General features: G+C 45.9%; 20 protein-coding genes. 11 read left to right on the top strand and 9 right to left on the bottom strand.

The annotated features are described in order from the left end of the window. Positions 1-137 precede the first annotated feature (137 nt). The 3 genes from GO755_RS18735 (at position 138) to GO755_RS18725 (ending at position 2,132) form a co-directional block, all read left to right on the top strand. Positions 138-581 (top strand): carboxymuconolactone decarboxylase family protein, encoded by a 444-nt coding sequence (locus GO755_RS18735; protein ID WP_157586802.1) that lies wholly within the window; start codon positions 138-140, stop codon positions 579-581. Between the two features lie 151 nt (positions 582-732). Further along, entirely contained in the window at positions 733-1,164 is a 432-nt protein-coding gene (locus GO755_RS18730) for a cupin domain-containing protein (RefSeq protein ID WP_157586801.1), read from the top strand. 74 nt (positions 1,165-1,238) lie between these two features. Further along, a complete protein-coding gene (locus GO755_RS18725; protein WP_157586799.1) occupies positions 1,239-2,132 on the top strand; it encodes a DMT family transporter in 894 nt (297 codons plus the stop codon). A gap of 16 nt (positions 2,133-2,148) precedes the next feature. Here GO755_RS18725 and GO755_RS18720 read toward each other — a convergent pair whose 3' ends face one another. Beyond that, positions 2,149-3,465, bottom strand: a complete 1,317-nt coding sequence (locus tag GO755_RS18720; protein WP_198174865.1) for an MFS transporter — start codon at positions 3,463-3,465, stop codon at positions 2,149-2,151. Between the two features lie 102 nt (positions 3,466-3,567). Between GO755_RS18720 and GO755_RS18715 the strand changes: the two genes are divergently transcribed. Both GO755_RS18715 and GO755_RS18710 read left to right on the top strand, forming a co-directional pair. Continuing rightward, the gene (locus GO755_RS18715) at positions 3,568-3,792 is read left to right on the top strand and encodes a hypothetical protein (protein WP_157586796.1); all 225 of its coding nucleotides are present in this window, start codon (positions 3,568-3,570) and stop codon (positions 3,790-3,792) included. Positions 3,793-3,971: 179 nt separating this feature from the next. Further along, the gene (locus GO755_RS18710) at positions 3,972-4,277 is read left to right on the top strand and encodes a hypothetical protein (protein WP_157586794.1); all 306 of its coding nucleotides are present in this window, start codon (positions 3,972-3,974) and stop codon (positions 4,275-4,277) included. Between the two features lie 62 nt (positions 4,278-4,339). On the opposite strand, the gene GO755_RS18705 is transcribed toward GO755_RS18710, so the two are convergent. Further along, positions 4,340-4,771, bottom strand: a complete 432-nt coding sequence (locus GO755_RS18705) for a VOC family protein (RefSeq protein WP_157586792.1) — start codon at positions 4,769-4,771, stop codon at positions 4,340-4,342. 177 nt (positions 4,772-4,948) lie between these two features. Here GO755_RS18705 and GO755_RS41845 point away from each other — a divergent pair, with 177 nt between their 5' ends. The 3 genes from GO755_RS41845 to GO755_RS18695 all read left to right on the top strand — a co-directional run bounded on the left by GO755_RS41845 (position 4,949) and on the right by GO755_RS18695 (position 6,032). Beyond that, on the top strand, positions 4,949-5,083 hold the full coding sequence (locus tag GO755_RS41845) for a hypothetical protein (RefSeq protein ID WP_262887011.1): 135 nt from the start codon (positions 4,949-4,951) through the stop codon (positions 5,081-5,083). Then, positions 5,052-5,336: a hypothetical protein gene (locus GO755_RS18700; protein ID WP_227686995.1), complete on the top strand. Its 285-nt coding sequence runs from the start codon at positions 5,052-5,054 to the stop codon at positions 5,334-5,336. Before GO755_RS41845 ends, GO755_RS18700 begins: the two co-directional genes overlap by 32 nt. A gap of 435 nt (positions 5,337-5,771) precedes the next feature. Beyond that, positions 5,772-6,032 carry a hypothetical protein gene (locus GO755_RS18695; protein WP_157586791.1) on the top strand — a complete coding sequence of 87 codons (261 nt, stop codon included), beginning with the start codon at positions 5,772-5,774 and terminating at the stop codon, positions 6,030-6,032. 18 nt (positions 6,033-6,050) lie between these two features. Here GO755_RS18695 and GO755_RS18690 read toward each other — a convergent pair whose 3' ends face one another. From GO755_RS18690 to GO755_RS18675, 4 genes are all read right to left on the bottom strand, one after another. Continuing rightward, positions 6,051-6,521, bottom strand: a complete 471-nt coding sequence (locus GO755_RS18690; RefSeq protein WP_157586789.1) for a hypothetical protein — start codon at positions 6,519-6,521, stop codon at positions 6,051-6,053. Between the two features lie 157 nt (positions 6,522-6,678). Next, positions 6,679-7,824, bottom strand: coding sequence for an alpha/beta fold hydrolase (locus tag GO755_RS18685; protein ID WP_157586787.1), 1,146 nt, complete (start codon positions 7,822-7,824; stop codon positions 6,679-6,681). Between the two features lie 65 nt (positions 7,825-7,889). Beyond that, the gene (locus GO755_RS18680) at positions 7,890-8,990 is read right to left on the bottom strand and encodes an alpha/beta hydrolase (protein WP_157586785.1); all 1,101 of its coding nucleotides are present in this window, start codon (positions 8,988-8,990) and stop codon (positions 7,890-7,892) included. Between the two features lie 154 nt (positions 8,991-9,144). Beyond that, positions 9,145-9,936, bottom strand: coding sequence for a 3-keto-disaccharide hydrolase (locus GO755_RS18675; RefSeq protein WP_157586783.1), 792 nt, complete (start codon positions 9,934-9,936; stop codon positions 9,145-9,147). 249 nt (positions 9,937-10,185) lie between these two features. On the opposite strand from GO755_RS18675, the gene GO755_RS18670 reads away from it, so the two are divergent. Continuing rightward, positions 10,186-10,728 carry an REP-associated tyrosine transposase gene (locus GO755_RS18670; protein WP_157586782.1) on the top strand — a complete coding sequence of 181 codons (543 nt, stop codon included), beginning with the start codon at positions 10,186-10,188 and terminating at the stop codon, positions 10,726-10,728. A gap of 175 nt (positions 10,729-10,903) precedes the next feature. Here GO755_RS18670 and GO755_RS18665 read toward each other — a convergent pair whose 3' ends face one another. From GO755_RS18665 to GO755_RS18655, 3 genes are all read right to left on the bottom strand, one after another. After that, a complete protein-coding gene (locus GO755_RS18665) occupies positions 10,904-11,290 on the bottom strand; it encodes a DUF4267 domain-containing protein (RefSeq protein WP_157586780.1) in 387 nt (128 codons plus the stop codon). Between the two features lie 96 nt (positions 11,291-11,386). Continuing rightward, positions 11,387-12,025, bottom strand: a complete 639-nt coding sequence (locus tag GO755_RS18660; RefSeq protein ID WP_227686994.1) for a Crp/Fnr family transcriptional regulator — start codon at positions 12,023-12,025, stop codon at positions 11,387-11,389. Then, on the bottom strand, positions 11,979-13,877 hold the full coding sequence (locus GO755_RS18655) for an AAA domain-containing protein (protein ID WP_157586778.1): 1,899 nt from the start codon (positions 13,875-13,877) through the stop codon (positions 11,979-11,981). The genes GO755_RS18660 and GO755_RS18655 overlap by 47 nt, the downstream gene beginning before the upstream one ends. A 294-nt stretch (positions 13,878-14,171) precedes the next feature. Here GO755_RS18655 and GO755_RS18650 point away from each other — a divergent pair, with 294 nt between their 5' ends. After that, the gene (locus tag GO755_RS18650; protein WP_157586777.1) at positions 14,172-16,091 is read left to right on the top strand and encodes a hypothetical protein; all 1,920 of its coding nucleotides are present in this window, start codon (positions 14,172-14,174) and stop codon (positions 16,089-16,091) included. 192 nt (positions 16,092-16,283) lie between these two features. Beyond that, positions 16,284-18,149: a CocE/NonD family hydrolase gene (locus tag GO755_RS18645; RefSeq protein ID WP_157586775.1), complete on the top strand. Its 1,866-nt coding sequence runs from the start codon at positions 16,284-16,286 to the stop codon at positions 18,147-18,149. The last annotated feature ends 25 nt before the right edge of the window (positions 18,150-18,174 follow it).

Genomic DNA, 18,174 nt, shown 5'->3' with positions numbered 1-18,174 from the left:
AACTGGACTACCTTATTTGTTATATCTGGACTAATAAAGTAGTCCAGGAAAGATAGACATTTGTAGAGACAAAACACACGAACTGGTGGCAATCACGACAAGTCAATACACGTATTGCCAGGTAATAAATTACAGCTATGAAAGCTAGATTAAAAGTTAAAACAGTAGAACCCAGAGTGTATACGGCCATGATGGAAGCAGTAAAACAACAAGCTTCTTTTGGTCTTGATCCTATATTAACGGAGTTGATTAAAATGCGCGTGTCTCAGTTGAATGGCTGTGGCTATTGCCTGAACATGCACGCAAAAGAGGCCCGTAGAATTGGCGAAACCGAGCAGCGTTTGTATACGCTAAGTGCGTGGTGGGAAACGCCCTTCTTCACCGAAGTTGAGCAGGCAGTTTTGCGGTTCACTGAGGAATTGACGCAGTTGACTAACAAGGGCGTATCCGACGCCGTGTATGACAATCTTGTAACTCTTCTCGGCGAACAGAAAGTCGCTCAGATTATTCTGGTCATTAACACCATTAACAGCTGGAATCGCATTGCAATCGCCACGCATATGGTTGCGGATGTGGATTGATGGTTTGTTATTAACCCCAACCCAACCCCTTCCCTGAAATCAGGAGAGGGGCTAATAATTCGGCATATGTCTTAGCGCAAAGGGAAGGGTTAGGATAATTCTTTCAATACATTTGAATAAACACTACAAATTATTTCCCCTTAACTCTCAAATGAAAACACTACTCATTATCAGTACCATACTGGCAAGTTCATTATCAGGCCAACTCTTTGCTCAACATGACCATACGGCGGCTACCAGCAGCAGCCCTACGAGCGTAAGTCGCTCTATCATTCGTCAGCAGTTATTGAACGAAAAAGGGATCGACAATCGAGAAGTCCAGATGCTTATTGTGGACTATCCACCCAACAGCTCCTCCCCCGCGCATCGCCACCCCTGTCCTACGTTCGGCTATCTACTGGAAGGCGAACTTGAATCTACCTTCGAAGGCAAAACGCGTGTGTATAAGAAAGGGGACACGTTCTATGAATTCAGTAATGGACTACACAGTTCAGCCCGTAATACCAGCTCGACAGTTCCGGCCAAATTGCTAGTCTTTTTCGTGGCTGAACCTGGTAAGCCGACGTCGGTTCTGGAGAAGTAACTCCCTCACCCCCGGCCCCTCTCCCAAAACGGGAGAGGGGAGAAAATACAGCCATTATACTAAACTAACCTCTCATGACAAGTACTTCCTCGTCTGCCAACAAATGGCTGTATTTTATCGCGTTATCGCTCATTTGGGGGAGCAGCTATATTCTGATTAAGAAAGGGCTGGAAGGTTTTGGTTACGTAGCAGCTGCTACCATTCGGCTAGTTGCTGCAGGCGTGGCCTTTCTACCGTTCGCGCTCAGGTATTTCCGGCATATTCCTCGAAAAAAACTACCGATCATCCTGTTATCCAGCCTGCTCAGTATGCTGATTCCGTCTTACCTGTTCAGCTTATCGCAGGAGCATATTCAGAGCTCGGTCGCTGGGATTCTTATTGCGGTGACGCCTTCGTTTACTTTTCTGGTTTCTACCTTTTTCTTCAAAAACACCTACTCGTATTCTCAGCTAATTGGGCTGTTACTAGGGCTGTCGTGTTCGGTTGCCTTAAGTTTGTTATCGTCAGATGGTTCCACATTATCGGTCAATGTCTATGTGTTTTTGGTCATCGGGGCAACTCTTTGCTATGGGCTGAACATCAATATTGTAAAGTATTATTTAGCCGATATTCCTCCACTTCAATTGAGTGCCGTTAGTGTTACGATGAACGGGTTGCTTGCCTTCTTTTTTGTGGCGATCCCAAATTATGAGATTTTCCAGTTCTCTCACGCCAGCATTGGACCTGTTGCCGCCTTGTTAACGCTGGGTCTGCTAGGAACAGCGCTGGCCCAGTTGCTGCACACAAAACTGATCCAAAGCTCTTCGCCCCTATTTGCGAGTACCACAACCTATGTGATTCCTATTGTCGCTATTTTCTGGGGCATTCTGGACAATGAGCCGTTTACATTCGGGCATTTCGTGGCCTGTCTGGGAATTCTGATTTCAGTTTACCTGGTTCGGCGGGAGAAGAAGCTAGTGGTGACGTAAGGACCAGGTAACAGGCTTACTCATCAACCACTTGAGGTTCAGCCTGCTTTTGGTAGTTTTCCAATAGTGTGTCGTAGGCTTTGGACTTCATAGCGATAATCGTAATGATAAGGCCGATCAATCCAGTGACCGTAAACAAAAGAGCAAGCCCTCTATCCTTGCCAGTTCCAAACCAGGAACCAATCAGCTCCACACCGGCTCCAGTGGTCATAAATGGAATAAAAATGAGCTGCGCAATTGGGCCAATCATAAACGCGGTTATCGGTGAAGCAGCCTGTTCGATACTTTGCGCAAAGCCAAACACCCGCCCCTGACGCTCCGGCGAAATCAGCTTTTGCAGAATCGTCTGCTCGGCCGCTTCCACAACCGGAATCAGGCATAGATAAATGAACATGCCCACCGCCAGCAGAATAACCGACGCCTGAATCGTAAAGAAAACACAGATCGTCCACATAGCGATGTTGGCCAGAAACAGGGTGCGAAGCGGCTGTTTTCCAAGTCCTTTTTTCGATACAATCAGACCGCCGATAATAAACCCAAGGCTCAGCACACCCCACAAAACGCCCCAGGTCTGGACTGTTACCAACGACAGACCGTAGGCATCCATCAGCGACATGAATACGCCCCCCAGAAAGTTGTTGAAGGTATTGAAAAAGATAAGTGCGAACAAACCCGGTACAAGATTAATAGCCCGTATCGTTCCCCGAATATCAACGCGTTTGGTGTGCTCTTCGGCATGCGCAATTCCTTTTTCGGGAATCGCTAAAACCCACACATGAATCAGCACCAGAGCAGTCAGACCAATGGCGATAATCAGCATCCAGAAGATGCCCAGAAAGCCAATAATTAGCCCACTAAAAATTGACGATACCAGAAAGGAAACCCCGTTTGTGGTCCCCACCATCCCGTTTGCCTTATCCCGACCATCTTCGGGTATTAGCACCGTTACAAGCGTTGAGAGTGCAATACTTCGGATGTTTCCGGCAATGGCCCCTACCAGTGAGAGCACTATAAATACCCAGAGAATTGGGCTGGCGGGGTCTTTAAAGATTTTTTCTGGCGTCGTGATGAAAATGATAAATGAGAGGGCGTATAAAACGAGAGACCCAAGGCTCGAAAAAATCATCGAATGCTTCTTCTTATATCGATCCACCAACGAGCCCAGAAAAAATCCGGACAGCGCAACCGTACCCGAATATACGCCAGCCATCAACGAGGTAGCTACTACCGATTTAGTCTCTAAATAAACCCAGAAAGTAACCGCAAACCAGACGAGATTATTGGTTAAAGAGGCAACCAGTGAGTTAGCTAAAATAGCATAGAATTGTTTCATCAACTGTGTAGTCCATTGGATAATACATTAAAACCTGTCAGGGTAACTTAAGTTCTGTTTATAATTACGACTGGCATTGATCGCCATTACATCTTAGAAACTATGAAACGATTCAAATTACCCTTAAAACTAAGTAAACGCGCGATTGGGCAGGTTGCCGTTGGCCGATGGGCAGTAGGTGCTTTAGCCGTTGGCGCCTTAGCTGTAGGTGCGTTAGCCATTGGCACACTAGCCATCGGACAGTTTCGCGCTGGCCGAGGATATATTCGCAAGCTTCGAATTGGTGAACTGGAAGTAGATAAGTTAATCATCCACAATAAAGAATAAGAATCAGGAACAAAAGTTACCAGATTACCTCATAGACACTCTTTTCTAATAACTCATAGCTTATTCTCCCTCAAAGCGGTATCATATTAACCGAAAATTCGATACTATTTCGCCAAAATTCGTCTAAGCTATAAATCGCGAGATTAGTTATTTCTTATCACCGTAACTTTTATAGTACTATGGAACAAACAGCACAAACGCTTATAGAAGAGCATGAGGTCTTTCGGGCAAGAATTAAAAATCTGATCAGCCAATTATATCGCAAGAATGTAAAGAATCATAATGGCGAAGTGATGGCCGAAGCCTCTCTGACTGAAGAATGGGAATATGAAGGTCAGGGACTTAATGCGATCACTGAACAGGGATTAGCCTATAAAATTGATGAACGAATTGATGAGCTATTTACCTGGGATGACCTCGAAACCGAATCGCTCATTGAAGTGGTCCACATTTTAGAAGACAAAGAATTTGTGGAAAGCAATTAAGAGAAACCCCGACCGCAACATTGGTCGGGGTTTCTGTTTTTTCAGGTTGTATAAATTTTTTACTACGCACTGGCCTCTGCTGCTGGTTGCTCCTGATTAATGGCAGCGGGGTCCATATACATAACTTCCCATAAGTGGCCGTCCAAGTCCTGAAATCCATGTCCGTACATAAAGCCCTGATCCTGTGGCTCGTTGGGCGTAGTACCACCTGCAGCCACTGCTTTACTTACTAACCCATCAACAGCTTCACGACTTTCGGCCGAAAGGCAAATGAGTACTTCGGTGGTTTTGGTAGCATCCGCAATCTCTTTTTTAGTGAAGGTTTTAAAGTACTTCTCAACTAAGAGCATGACATAAATATCCTCGCTAATAATCATGCAGGTTGCATTCTCGTCCGTAAACTGAGGATTGAAACTGTAGCCAAGCTGCGTGAAAAACTCGATGGATTTGTTGAGGTCTTTAACGGGCAGGTTTAAAAAGATTTTGGTTGCCATGAGTATGTTGTTTTAACGTTTATATGACAAAGATACTACTCAGTGAAGACTTGGATAGGGGGTAAATACGACAATAACAGGGCTAATTGCGTCTATTATTTTTACAATATAAATACTTGAAAATCAATTACTTAAAAATAAAATTACCAGCTCTCAATAATTTACTAACCTCCTGTCATGACCACGCTCAAACGACTAATCACCAAACGTCAGAAAGACAGAATACGCGGGTTGGTATGGTCAGTCCTACGAAAACCATTTGCCCCAACGCCTGTTACGTATGAAAACAATCGAACGAACAGTCATGGATAAGAAAGTGACCGCTATTGCAGGAATTGCATTGGGAGCCGCGTTGGCTGCGGGTTATGGCCTTTATAAATATTTCGGCAAAAAGTCGGCAAAAAGTACCAGTAGTGGCTCAGGCAGTGATGTATCACGAAACGGCCTGACACACGGTTTTTTAGGAAATAGCCTGATTAAAAGCGTCAACCTATACGGTGGACATTCGGATAATGGACTTGTTGGTGGTGGACTTACACTATCACCTCCCTGGCAATCACATTAACGATTTGTGAATCCAGATTACAACAAGTTGGGTAACGCCTGGCGATGGCTGAGACTACGTCCGGGCGTTACCTAATCTGCCAGTATTGTCGTAGTCTTTGGTCTGAAGGAGAGCTTGGGTTAATACAAAAAAGCGGCTAAACAAAGTCAGGCCGCTTTCCTTAATCCTATCTAATACTTTTAATAGTTCAAAGATAAGCCAACACCTGCAAACGTGCGAATTTACTAGACCGTTGGGCCCTAAATACCGATAAACGACCTCTTTTACCCGATAAATGAGCTTATATAATTGCCGTTCAATAGCCTTTGTTTGAATGAGGAGGCAAGTTTAATCATAGAATAATCCAATAAACAATGATTCATTATGTACCTGTTGATTTTGGCTATTGGCAGGTGATCTAGAAACGGTCATCCTGACTACTAACTAATCGTACATATGGATATTTCAAAGGTATTTAGCCTGATTACGCCACTCATGATAGTCGCGTTGATGGGTATTATTATCATTCTGTACGGCTTTGTCGATATGAAGCAGGAGAACAATGTTCTGCAATTCATCTTCGGTATTCCCATTGCGGCCGGAGCGGTCGGGCTTCATTTTCTCGTCCGCCGATTAGCTCAGCACAATACACTGCATGTCTGGATAATCGAATCTATTCTTGTTGCGCTTATGTGGTATGTATTTAACCGCTCCTGATTGCGGACAAGGATAAATTTATCGTATGATATGTCCTAAAGGAACATCAGCCATTGCCTGAGACCAGTTCGTTCTAATGGGGCTATCTAGCGTACGGCTATACATAACTGCGTTATAAGTAGGCGTCAGCCTTGTTCCAACCGGGCGGTTTATGACGTATTCTACCCAACCTTCATTGTACTTAATGACCCGAAAGAGTTCTTTCTGGTACGATCGCCAGGCTGTTTTTTGACTGTCTATATAGCCCCAAATTTCCTTTTTAGGAATTAACGCCCTTTTAGTGTGTTCGTAATGAACAACCAGGTATTTGCTTAGAATTCCTCGTGACTCAATCGAAGTAATGTGGTTGCCGGTATCTGGTCTGGCCACTAAATCCTGATCTGTCCGTACCGTCAGGTCCTGACTTCGATATATTATTTTACACTGAGCATTTGCCTGCTGTATCTTCAATAGTCCAGCTAATAAAACCAGGAATAGTAGTGGATTCATACCATTTGTCAATACAGCTTTAGAAGCTGCCTTATGGTTCTGCTATGGTGATGTTTTTATTTGAGCAAGAACACAAGGCACGGCAAAATGTTTGCCTGGTTGCAACTGATTAATTTACTTTTAATTCAATAATTTATAGCAAAGACTCAAACTAATTTTATGGTTTTGAGATTTCCTCCAGTACTTTTTTCCCGTTTTTATTATCAGGATTTAGTTCTATTGATTTTTTATACATTCTAATCGCTTCTTCTTTCTGATTGCTTTTTAAAAGGGTCTCCCCGTAACTGTCGTAGACATTCCAACTAGCAGGGAATAAGTCAACATTTAGCTTGAATATCTTTAACGCCTTTGGCAGATCACCTTGTTGCAATAATTGATAGCCCCACGAATTTAGATTGTCTTCCGAATGTCGATAAGCAGCCTCCGTTTTGTTTCTTGTATTGGACGCATCAATTGCATAGGCAATACCCCGTTTTAGTATCTCATTACTTTTTGCTTGATCCACTGTTTTAGCATAGGCTTCGACAATGGCATTAATAACCATCGGAGGATTATCACCAAAAATAAAATGGCCACAGCCATAAGCCATAATCCCTTTTCGATTAGGTGATTCACTCACAAACATCTGGTGACACTGTTTCCAGTCATCTCTCTCTTTTTCGTCGCTAAATGGCGGATTTTCGGCAACGAAATCGGTTACTGGAATCTGTTGGGGAAAAGGCGTTTTTCTAACGTAGTTTATATTAGAACTAAAATCTAACCCCTGATAATAAGATCCAGGATTCGTTTTCTTAACCTTGGCCAGGTCTTTATCAATGATATGTTGGGTCGCTCTCAGCCGATTTTCCTCATAAAAACAAGGGGTGGTCGCATCAATCAATACGGCGGCCTTCACTTGCTTAGGATGCCTGAACGCATACAGGCTCGCATACAAACCACCTTGAGAATGAGCTACCAATATAATGTTACCTGTATACCCCAACTTCTGCAAGCCCGTTTCTAATCCGATTATGCCATTTACGATACCATGCCGATTGGTATCCAAACTGCTTTTCCCGAAACCAGCCCGATCATAGGCGATGAGGGTGGTGCCTGTGATAGCGGCAATTGGCTTTAGGATATTTTTCCACACGCTGGCATCATCACCTCCCCCCGCTTCAAAAAGGATTGGCACACCTTTTCCTTTACTGATCGTAAAATAAAGCCTATAGGTGCCAACATTAAGTAAAGTATCAATGAGTTGAGCGCGACCCGAATGTACGATTGACCCTGTTAAAGCAAGAATGAGCAATAGTGATTTCATGTCCTGTTTCTGTACGTTAATTAAGGGCCGAATAATCCGGACAATTCCATATCAGAATCACTAAATCACTTCTTTTTCCCACTTTTCACCATCTCTGTCGATAAGTTCGTGGTGAAGAAAGGCAGCATTTTTTGCTCGATGCGCTCGGCGATTCGGTTGATATGATCACCGTCGTACTCTTCGTAGGTATGAGGAATCTGGTACGTAGTGAGAATGCCGTCTAGGATTTTATTATTGGCGGCAATGCTGGCGTCTTTCGAACCCGCATCGAAAGCCAGCGCATGCAGTTGCTTGATGTTGCCAATATTTTGGTCCAGCATAGCCAGTGGAGCATTGGCCGCCCATTTGGCCGTTACCAGTGGCTGCGGCTGACCTTCCTTCACGGGCAAATCCAGAAAGAAGGGCGCCTTCGTCGGGTTAGGGGACCACGAAGCGGCCGAAGCAAACATCGCTTTTGTACCAAAATCGGCTTTCTCGAGGTCAGCCACTGTTTTAACCGCTTCTGCCTGAGCCGCCCGCTCTGCACTCATTGAGCCACTGATGTTTGGCACCATGCAACAGGGGCTAAGCAAGTATAAACTGGAGAAGATTTCGGGGTGCTTCTGCCCAATCCGAATCGTACCATACCCACCCATCGAATGCCCCGCCAAGCCACGGCTGCTGGCTTGCGGAATGGTGCGGTAGTTTTTATCCATATAGGCCACTAGTTCATCGGCCACAAAATCCTCCCAGTTACCAATCGTCACCGAATTAGAATACATGCTCCCGGCAAACCGATTATAGGCATTGGGCGTCACGATGATAAACTCGTTCGTTTTCCCTTCGGCCAATGCTTTATCGGCTACTGCCGGTAGATTGATCCAATGCTTCGTGAAGCCGTACCACTTATCGTCGCTATCCGTAAACCCATGCAGGAAATAGATGACCGGATAATGCCGTTTCTTATCGGTCTGGTAACTAGGCGGCAAATACACCGATACGTCCCGATCGGGTGAATCGCCAGACAGATTACCTTCCAACCCCTTCCCATGCACTTTTATGCGTTCCACCTTACCAGTCTTTGGCGGACTGGCCTGACTATATCCCTGAGTGGTCAATACAACTCCTAAACTACCCAGAAGCAACAAGTAGGTTAAACGACGAAAGAAGGCAGGTTGGGGATTCATACTAGTTTGGTTTATGCTGATAGAAGCGGATTACCAGCCGTTTTTACTTTTAGAAAAAGCAGTGCCCCGGTTTAATGAAGTCTTTCACTTAACCAGGGCACTGCTTTTTCTAAAAATCTTAATTCACAGCTGATAGTTATCGAACCTTCTTACCTCAAAAATCTGTATTGGCCTCTTTTATATCCATCTTCTTGATCCAGATGTTCCGATAGAGAACGTCGTGTCCTTCGGCTTGTAGTTTCAAGCCACCTGGTGTATCGGTAACGCCTTTGCCACCATCGTTGCCCCCGTCGATACCAGAGTTGGGGCCACCCCAAACCTGGCTTATCTTCTGGTTGGTATGCGCTTTTTTGCCATTCAAATACAGCGTTACCATAGCGGGTTCGGTACGTTTGCCGTCTTTGAAACGGGCCGCCCGGAATTCGATGTCATAGGCATTCCACTTCCCAATACCATTATACAGTTTGTAGGGTGAAGGCGATTCGTTGATCACTGCTCCTAACCCGTGACTGGTGGTATCGCCGTCGAATATTTGAATCTCATAACGGTTTTGCAGATAAACCCCACTGTTACCCCCTGCTTTGCTCACATAAAATTCTACGTGCAACCGAAAATCCCGAAAGGTTTCTTTGGTCACGATATCGGCTGCCCCATACAGGCCACCAGCGGCTGCGGGATCATTGGTATTCATAACGGTACCGCTACCGGCAGGGTCTTGCTCAATCTTCCACTTAATAGGCAGGCTGGCTTTAAGCCGGGGCCCTTCCCAATACGTCCATTTTTCGTCGAGCATTTTCTTTGAGCCATCGAACAGAACTTCGGCATCTTTCGGTGCTTTAACGCCAACGCCAATCGGCTCTTTAGCGTTGGGAATCATGGCTACGCTAATGGCAAAGAGCAGCAAGGCAGGCAATATAACAGACTGGGTATTTCTAAAACGTTTCATCCGGTCAAAAGTGGTTTGATAGTACGTATCTTCTTGTAAGAATATCCGTCATAGAATTTACCCGTACTGGAAGAGAATACACAACGCGGGCCAGAGGCCCTGTGATAGTGCACACTCGGCAAAGCCAAGCGTGAACGTTACGTATAGGCAAACTCTAGTTGGGGAATCAAGCTCCTTTCGTTCACGCTTGGCTTCGCCGAGTGTGCACTATCACAGGGCCTCTGGCCCGTATTTCACTACTACTAAACCATGTCTGAATTTTTTAAAGCCAACACAGAAGATGCACCTTACTTTATCACGTTAACAACGGTAGGATGGATAGACATCTTCACTCGGCAAACATATTGCCATGAGCTTATCAAAAACTTACAGTTTTGCCAACAAGAACGTGGCTTAGAAATCTATGCGTATGTTATTATGTCAAGTCATATCCACATGATTGTTCGGCGGCAGGTACGACATGGTTTATTGAGTAATCTGCTACGCGATTTCAAAAGTGCAACTGCTAAAAAGCTCATCAATTTGATTAATGAAAATCCTGAGGAAAGCCGGAAGGGATGGCTGATGCATTTGTTCAAGTATTATGCAAATGTTGAAAAGCAAAATAGCGAACTTATGTTCTGGCAGAAGACATCGCACCCGGTGGAGCTATTTTCCAATAAAATGATTGACCAAAAACTCCGCTATATCCATTGGAATCCGGTGAAAGCGGGTATTGTTATAGAACCTCATCAATACCTTTTCAGCAGTGCTTGTCCTGAGTCTCCACTGGCGGTTTTGGATGCTTATTGATTGGTGGAATACGGGCCAGAGGCCCTGTGATAGGGCACACTCGGCGAAGCCAAGCGTGAACGTTGCATATAAGCTGGCTCTGATTGATGAATCAAGCTCGCGCTGTTCACGCTTGGCTTTGCCGAGTGTGCCCTATCACAGAGCCTCTGGCCCGACTCATTGACAAAAAGGCATATCATCCTTTCTGTCGTAACAAAAAATAACCCCCTATCCAGGCTGCCAGCGCCGTCAAACCGTGAATCCAGGCCGCACTCAGCACTGTTGATGGTGATGTTAGCACGATGATCATATCTCCAACAGGCGTCAATGACCCAATCAGAAATAGAGCCGCCAGAGGTTTGCGCCAGCCGGCTATAGTGAATACGGTAAAAAACAAACCGGAAGTCAAATCGCGAACACCTTTGATATAATGAAATGACTCGTTCGGCTGAGCGTAGATGAGTCCGAAACCGAGTTCAGCCTGTTCGGGCAGGAGCAAAAAACGCCCACCGATAAAAATAAGGCCGGCACCGAAGAAATAGCCAAGTAATTTGGCCCAGAGAGGCAGTTTTTCTGTTAGCATCGTCGTATGAATTAGTTAATGACCTCACAAAGGTCTTCATCCGTACAGACGCCTGCATTCACCTAGGTGAAGATCGATACAGCTTCTAATCAATACTCAATACTGCTTTCCCGCCCGCTGTGCCCGAATCCGACTAAGCGATTGGGGCTTAATCCCGACATAGGAAGCGATCACATATTGGGGTACTCGCTCCTGCAAGTCGGGGAAACTTCGCAGTAATGTATCGTAGCGTTCTTCGGCGGTTTCTTTATAAAATGACGTGAGTTTTTGTAACATTCCAACAAACAACTCTTCGGCTACCAGGCGACCAAACTTCTGCCCTTCCCGCAATCGATCATAAAGCAATTGGAGGTTATCGTAACTGATAATCAGCAACGAAGTATCCTCAATAGCCTGAATGAAGCGGGTTGAGGGTGTCTTTGTTAGAAAGCTCTCGTAATTACAGGTAAAGTGCTGTTCAGGCGAGAAATCGTAGGTATGTTCGATACCATCATCAAGGATGTAATACCGAAGCAGGCCCTTCGTCACGAAGCCTACGTAGCGACAAACATCCCCTGCTTGTAGGAAAAAATCATTTGCCGGTATATGTCTAGGTTCGAACAGGGAAGTAATGATCGATTCTTCTTCCTGTCGAACAGCTATCCAGTGGCGAATCGTTTGCGTTAATAATACATAGTCTGCGTTCATATCACATCCACTCCCAGGCACTTTGGTACGCATCAAGACCTTCAGCATACGCAATAAAATCAGCGTAAAATGGGAAACCCGCCAGAGTAGCGCTATCGCCGACGATGATTAATTTCTTGCGGGCGCGAGTCATGGCTACGTTCATCCGGCGGATGTCGGACAGGAAGCCAATTTCGCCTTCGGCATTGCTTCGGGTCATGGATATGTAGACGATGTCCCGCTCCTGCCCCTGGAAACTATCAATGGTATTTACTGAAATTTTATCCCCATAAGCCAACAAATCAGGGGCACTCAACAGTTGGTCTTTTAAGACGTTTATCTGTTGTTTGTAAGGCGAAATAATGGCGATCGTTGGAAAGTCTTGCTTCGAGTAGCGCGTACTCAGCTCAGTCACTAGCTGGGTTAAATGCTTGATCAACAACGCGGCCTCTTCGGGGTTTGTCGAGCTTGTACCCTCCAGTTTTTCATCGAAACCGCAACCGGCTGTGTCCACAAATGCTAACGATGTATCGCCATCAAACAGCGAATGCCGGGCAACCGATGTGTGAGCTCGCACCTTGTTCTCGTAAAACACCTGCGACGAATAGCCCATAATGTGCTCGTGCATTCGGTACTGCTCGTCCAGGAGCGAAACGGCTTCGGGATGCAGGGTTACGCATTTCTCCAATAAAGTCGTACTCAAGCCTTTCCGGGCGGCTTCAGCCGATTTGATAGTGGGCGATAACTGACAGTGGTCACCGGCTAACACAACTTTCTGTGCTTTCAGAATAGGAATCCAGCAGGCGGGTTCCAGCGCCTGTCCGGCCTCATCAATCACAACAGTGTGATACGTAAGATGGCGAACCGTGTAATGGTTAGCTCCTACCAGCGTTGCTGTAATTACCTGTGCTTTCGCAATCAAATCATCAATGATATACTGCTCCGAATTACCGACTTCCTTCATGATCCGGTGCGCTTCATCGAACAGCGCTTTACGTTGATCTCGTTCGGCTTTTCCAAAATTTCGCTTGTATTTGTGCGCCATATTCTTGAACTCATTCGCCTGCTTTTTCAGCTTTTTGGCCTCCTTCATGTAAGGGTGTTCGGCCATTTTATGGTCCAGCGTCAACGCCATCAATCGCTCCGATACTCGGGCCGGATTACCTACCCGAAGCACGTTCAGGCCTTCGTCATGCAGTTTTTCACTTAGGAGGTCAACAGCGGTATTACTGGGCGCAACCACCAAAATCTTCTTATGATCCTGAGCAATCAGCGCTTTTATGGCTTGTACCAACGTCGTAGTTTTACCCGTACCCGGAGGGCCATGCACAATAGCCAGCTCGTTGGCGGCCAGTATTTTGCCCACCGCCGAAACCTGACTAGGATTCAGTTTAGGAAGGTATACTTTGGGAACTTCAGGATGAAAAGTTGGCGATTTCTCGCCCGTCAGAATGGAAATCAGGCGGTTATCCGATTTTTCGCCCAACGCATTGGCCTGCTTAAGGGCCTCCTCCATTTCGTTGTAGCTATTGTCATCGAATAGGGCTTCAACGCCGAGTTTCCCGTCGCGCGACCAGTCGGGCAGTTCATCGGTGCGCAGGGTTATTTTGAGACGGTTGCCACTCTGGTGCGAAATCGTGCCCTCGACCCGGTCGTTTTTAGGGTTGTGGTTACTGAACAACACGGCGGGCATACCAAACCGTAACTGATGCGAGATATCCTGATGCGTCGTCCGTTCAACTTCGACCGTCAAATAATCACCCCGACTCATTTCCGATCCCCGAATGGCAATTGGATACCAGGTCAATCCATTGGCCCGGCGTTCGGCAACGGAAGTCGTTTCGGTTAGTTTTCGGTATTGAGTACGATCTTCTTCTCGTTCAACCTTGAGTAAATCAAGCAGATTTTTAAAATAATCCATTCACAAAGGTAGCGAGTTCTCTTGCCACCTTTTACCCCATCCCCAGGCCCTCCCCTGAAAAACAGGGGAGGGGTGTAGACTCGGTAATGGCTTCACCCTTATTTCTAAATCTTGTTTGGCTTCGCCAAGTTCTCACGCGGCAGTAGCCCCTCTCCTTGTTTTAAGGGGAGGGGTTGGGGTGGGGTAAAAACCATTACCACTCACGAATTAGTTAGAAAGTCAACTCCGCCTTTTTACGTTGAATTCTTACTTTTAAGGTCCTTGTTCAATCAGAATTCAAGAACTCAACTCATTATGAAAATCAGTTCACTTGCGTTCGTTTTTCTTTGCACAATTTCCGGCTCATTTGCCCAGATTAGCCAACAACAGATGATTGAAGATACGGTAGTTGGCTGGTACACAAAGCTCACACCTGCCGATAAACCCGCGAAACCAATCCAATCAGGTGGGCAGAATTTTTCAGTTCGACAGCAGGAAATCAACAACTTATTTGTGCAATGGATGCAGCAAACTTACACGCCCGTTGCAGGCATTGGTGTCTTCCGGAAAAGGTATTACGCTAAAAAAGACGAGTACTTCCCGCATGCCTATGGCATATTTTTTCAGGCTTATAATGTCGATTTCAAAACCCTGGATAAACAAGGGCATTTCAAACCAATAGATGAAACCTGGGTACCTTTTCAGATAGCCGCCAATGTTGTATTCAATTTCAATCAGGCGTATTATCTCAACACGCCTTCGCAGTACATCTTTACATTGTTGCCGGATGGCTATATGGAGAGCGATTTCTTTCTGAAGCGGTTCAAGGATGCAGACCCTAAAATCCACCCGAATGTCTATAAGTACATCACTACGGTAAACAGTGGTGCCATGACGGTTTATTTAGCCCCTGGCAATAAATTACCAATCCGGCAACTGACGAAAGGCGAGTTTCTCGATCTGTCCGATGCGTCATTTGATCGCCATCTAGTCGAAAAACAGAAGGATGTTGTCCGCCAGTTCAACGGCGAAAAGGCCCAAAACGAAGTCATGGCCTCAGAACGGGAGAAGATCAAAACCTACCGGGAAAAACTAAAAGCGTTAAAGAACCAATACAGCGGTCGCCTGAATGAGCCAGCGGTGATTCGGGATATGCAGCCAACCATTTATACCGTTGATGGATCTGTGGACCCGTTCAAGATTGATCCCTTCTCCACGAATTTGAAGCATTCGTACGGCGTGTATACCTACGAGCCATCGATCTACGAAAAATGCCTAACCGATCAACCTCAGTGGATTGCCATTACCTTTCCATACGCCACCAAAGAAGATGGCCGCAAAAAATACGAGCTATTTCGGGCCATTACGGAGCATTTCAACTTCGACTATGTGTACGATTATTTTTTCAATCCCGAAAAAGTAAAAGGGCAACCCTACCGACCCGTCAATGAAGAGTTACTAAAAAAGACGCTGGCTAATTATAACAAACGATCCTACTGGAATAATTCGGCAGCGACTGGGGTGGCATTGCCTCCTGGTGTTCTTTTTCAGGACAATTTTTTCACTAACGAAGTCGGCAATCGACCAGCGGGTTGGTTCTTTTCTTCTTACGGAAAGGCGTCGCAGGTAGCTACGGTAAAGAATTTACCGGGCAAATGGTTGCAGCTAGGTTACAACAACAAGATCGATCCGACGGCGTTGCCCAAACCACTTCCTGAAAATTTTTCGTTGGAATACGATGTCGCTACAGACGAGTTTAACTCTCGAACGGGTGGGGAAGTCAGGATGGAATTGACTGGTGGTATGAAAGGAGACCGTAAAAGTGCATCTACGTACATAAAGGTCATCATTACGGCGGGCAATGAAGCCGATTTCCAGAACAATAATTACCGGGGGCAGGCAAAAGTTGAAGTGACCAGTTACCCATTGGTAAAATCCAATACGTATGTCGAAGCCGGTGGGGAATCGATCAAACCACTCACCGTTTTTACGAATCGCCAGAACAAGGTGCATGTAAAGTTGCTCAAGAGAGGTTCAGAAGTCATGCTCTTCGTCAACAACAAGCCAGTCATCCTCCCACCCGATTTTAAAAGCAAGTATGGAAAACCCTGCGAATACTGTGTCATACCGGCTGGCGTCCAGTTTAGTGCCATCACCTGGGAAAACTGGACGACTGGTACTGGTAATGAAAACGTGAATGTTTACATCAGCAATGTGAAAGTCAGCAAAGAGTGAAGAACTAGTTTTTTCGACAGGATCAACAGGATAAAACAGGATTTCTCTAATTAACTAATCCTGTTTTATCCTGTTGATCCTGTCGAAAAACAAACTTGTCTTACACCCAAATCGTGGGCGTATCGTAGAAATTCTGTAGTTTCAGCAAATTGCCGAATAAACTTTGTCTCTTCTGTTAACCAGAATACAATCATGAAGCAACTCGTTTACCTGTTGGTGGGGCTTGTCCCTTTGCTTACGCATGCCCAGACTCCAGATTCCACCTGGTTCAGAAACAATTACACGAAAAAGGAGCAGTATATTCCGATGCGGGATGGCACGAAGCTGTTCACTTCCATTTACACGCCAAACGACAACTCGGAAAAACACCCGATTCTGATTTCCCGGACGCCCTATTCCTGTGCTCCTTATGGCGAAAAAGAATACCGACCCTTCTACAGCAATCATTACAAAGAATACCTGAAAGAAGGCTACATCATGGTTGTGCAGGATGTGCGGGGTCGCTGGATGAGCGAGGGCGTCTTTGAAGATATTCGCCCGTATAACACGGCTAAAAAAGGCAAAGATTTCGATGAAGCCAGCGACACGTATGACACCATCGACTGGCTCGTAAAAAATGTACCGAACAACAACGAAAAGGTCGGCGTTTTCGGGATTTCGTATCCGGGCTTCTACACAACGATGGCGGCTCTGAGTAATCACCCGGCTTTAAAGGCAGCCAGCCCACAAGCGCCCGTTACTGACTGGTTTTTGGGCGACGATTTCCATCACAACGGAGCATTCATGGAAATGGACGCCTTCAATTTCTACCTCCGTCGCGGATTTGGTTTTCCGCACCCAAAACCGACTACCGTTGGTCCAAAAGGTCTGCCCGTGCCGACCAAAGACAGTTACGACTTTTATCTGCGCAGTGGCTCCCTGGCCAATCTGACCCGGTTTGCGGGCGACAGCGTTCGGTTCTGGAACGAAATGATGCAGCACCCAAATCTGGATGCGTGGTGGAAAGCACGTAACGTCCGGAATTTCGTTGATGGTATTTCTCCGAATGTCGCTACGTTAATTGTAGGCGGTTTGTTCGACGCGGAAGACTGCTTTGGAGCCTGGTCGACCTATAAAGCTATTGAAGGCAAGGCGAAGAACAACAACAAGATCATTATGGGCCCCTGGTTTCATGGTCAATGGGCGGGCCGTGGTAGCGACGGATCATCGCTGGGCAACGTGAAATTCGGCAGTCCGACCAGTACGTATTACGCTGAAAATGTGGAGGTGCCGTTTTTTAACTATTACCTAAAAGGGAAAGGAAGCATCGACAAAATCAAGGAAGCAAACATTTTCTTCACGGGCGAAAACAAATGGCACCAGTTCGAGAAATGGCCACCTGCCAGCACAACTGACCGCGACCTCTATTTACAATCCAACGGAAAATTAGGCTTCACCAAACCTTCAGCCAGTGGTGCTTTCTCTGAATACGTCAGCGACCCGGCCAAACCGGTTCCGTATGCAGAAGGTGTTAAAGCCAATCGTACGCGCGAGTACATGACCGACGACCAGCGGTTTGCCGCCAGCCGCCCCGACGTACTGGTTTTCCAGACGGATATTCTGACTGAAGATCTAACATTAGCCGGTCCGCTCGTTGCGGATTTACAGGTGAGTATGAGCGGCACGGACGCTGACTTCATCGTCAAGCTAATTGACGTATTTCCCGATGATTTCCAATACAGTGCAGCCGATGCCTACATCATGAATGGCTACCAGAAGTTGGTTCGGGGTGAAGTGTTCCGGGGACGTTTCCGTAAGAGTTTCGAAAAGCCAGAGCCATTTGTACCAGGTCAAGTTACCGAAGTGAAATATACTCTCCCCGACGTAGCACACACCTTTCAGAAAGGGCATCGGGTCATGGTTCAAATTCAAAGCACCTGGTTCCCATTAGTTGACCGGAACCCGCAGAAATACGTTGATATTTACCACGCCAAAGACAATGATTTCCAGAAAGCTACCATCAAAGTTTTTCATGGCGCTACGGCGGCTAGTAAGATCATATTGCCAGTGAGCAAGTGATTTGTTTTGTCATGCTGACGAAGGA

It is taken from the genome of Spirosoma arboris (assembly GCF_009754945.1).
Lineage (GTDB): Bacteria > Bacteroidota > Bacteroidia > Cytophagales > Spirosomataceae > Spirosoma > Spirosoma arboris.
This window is presented reverse-complemented; position numbering and strand designations above follow the sequence as displayed.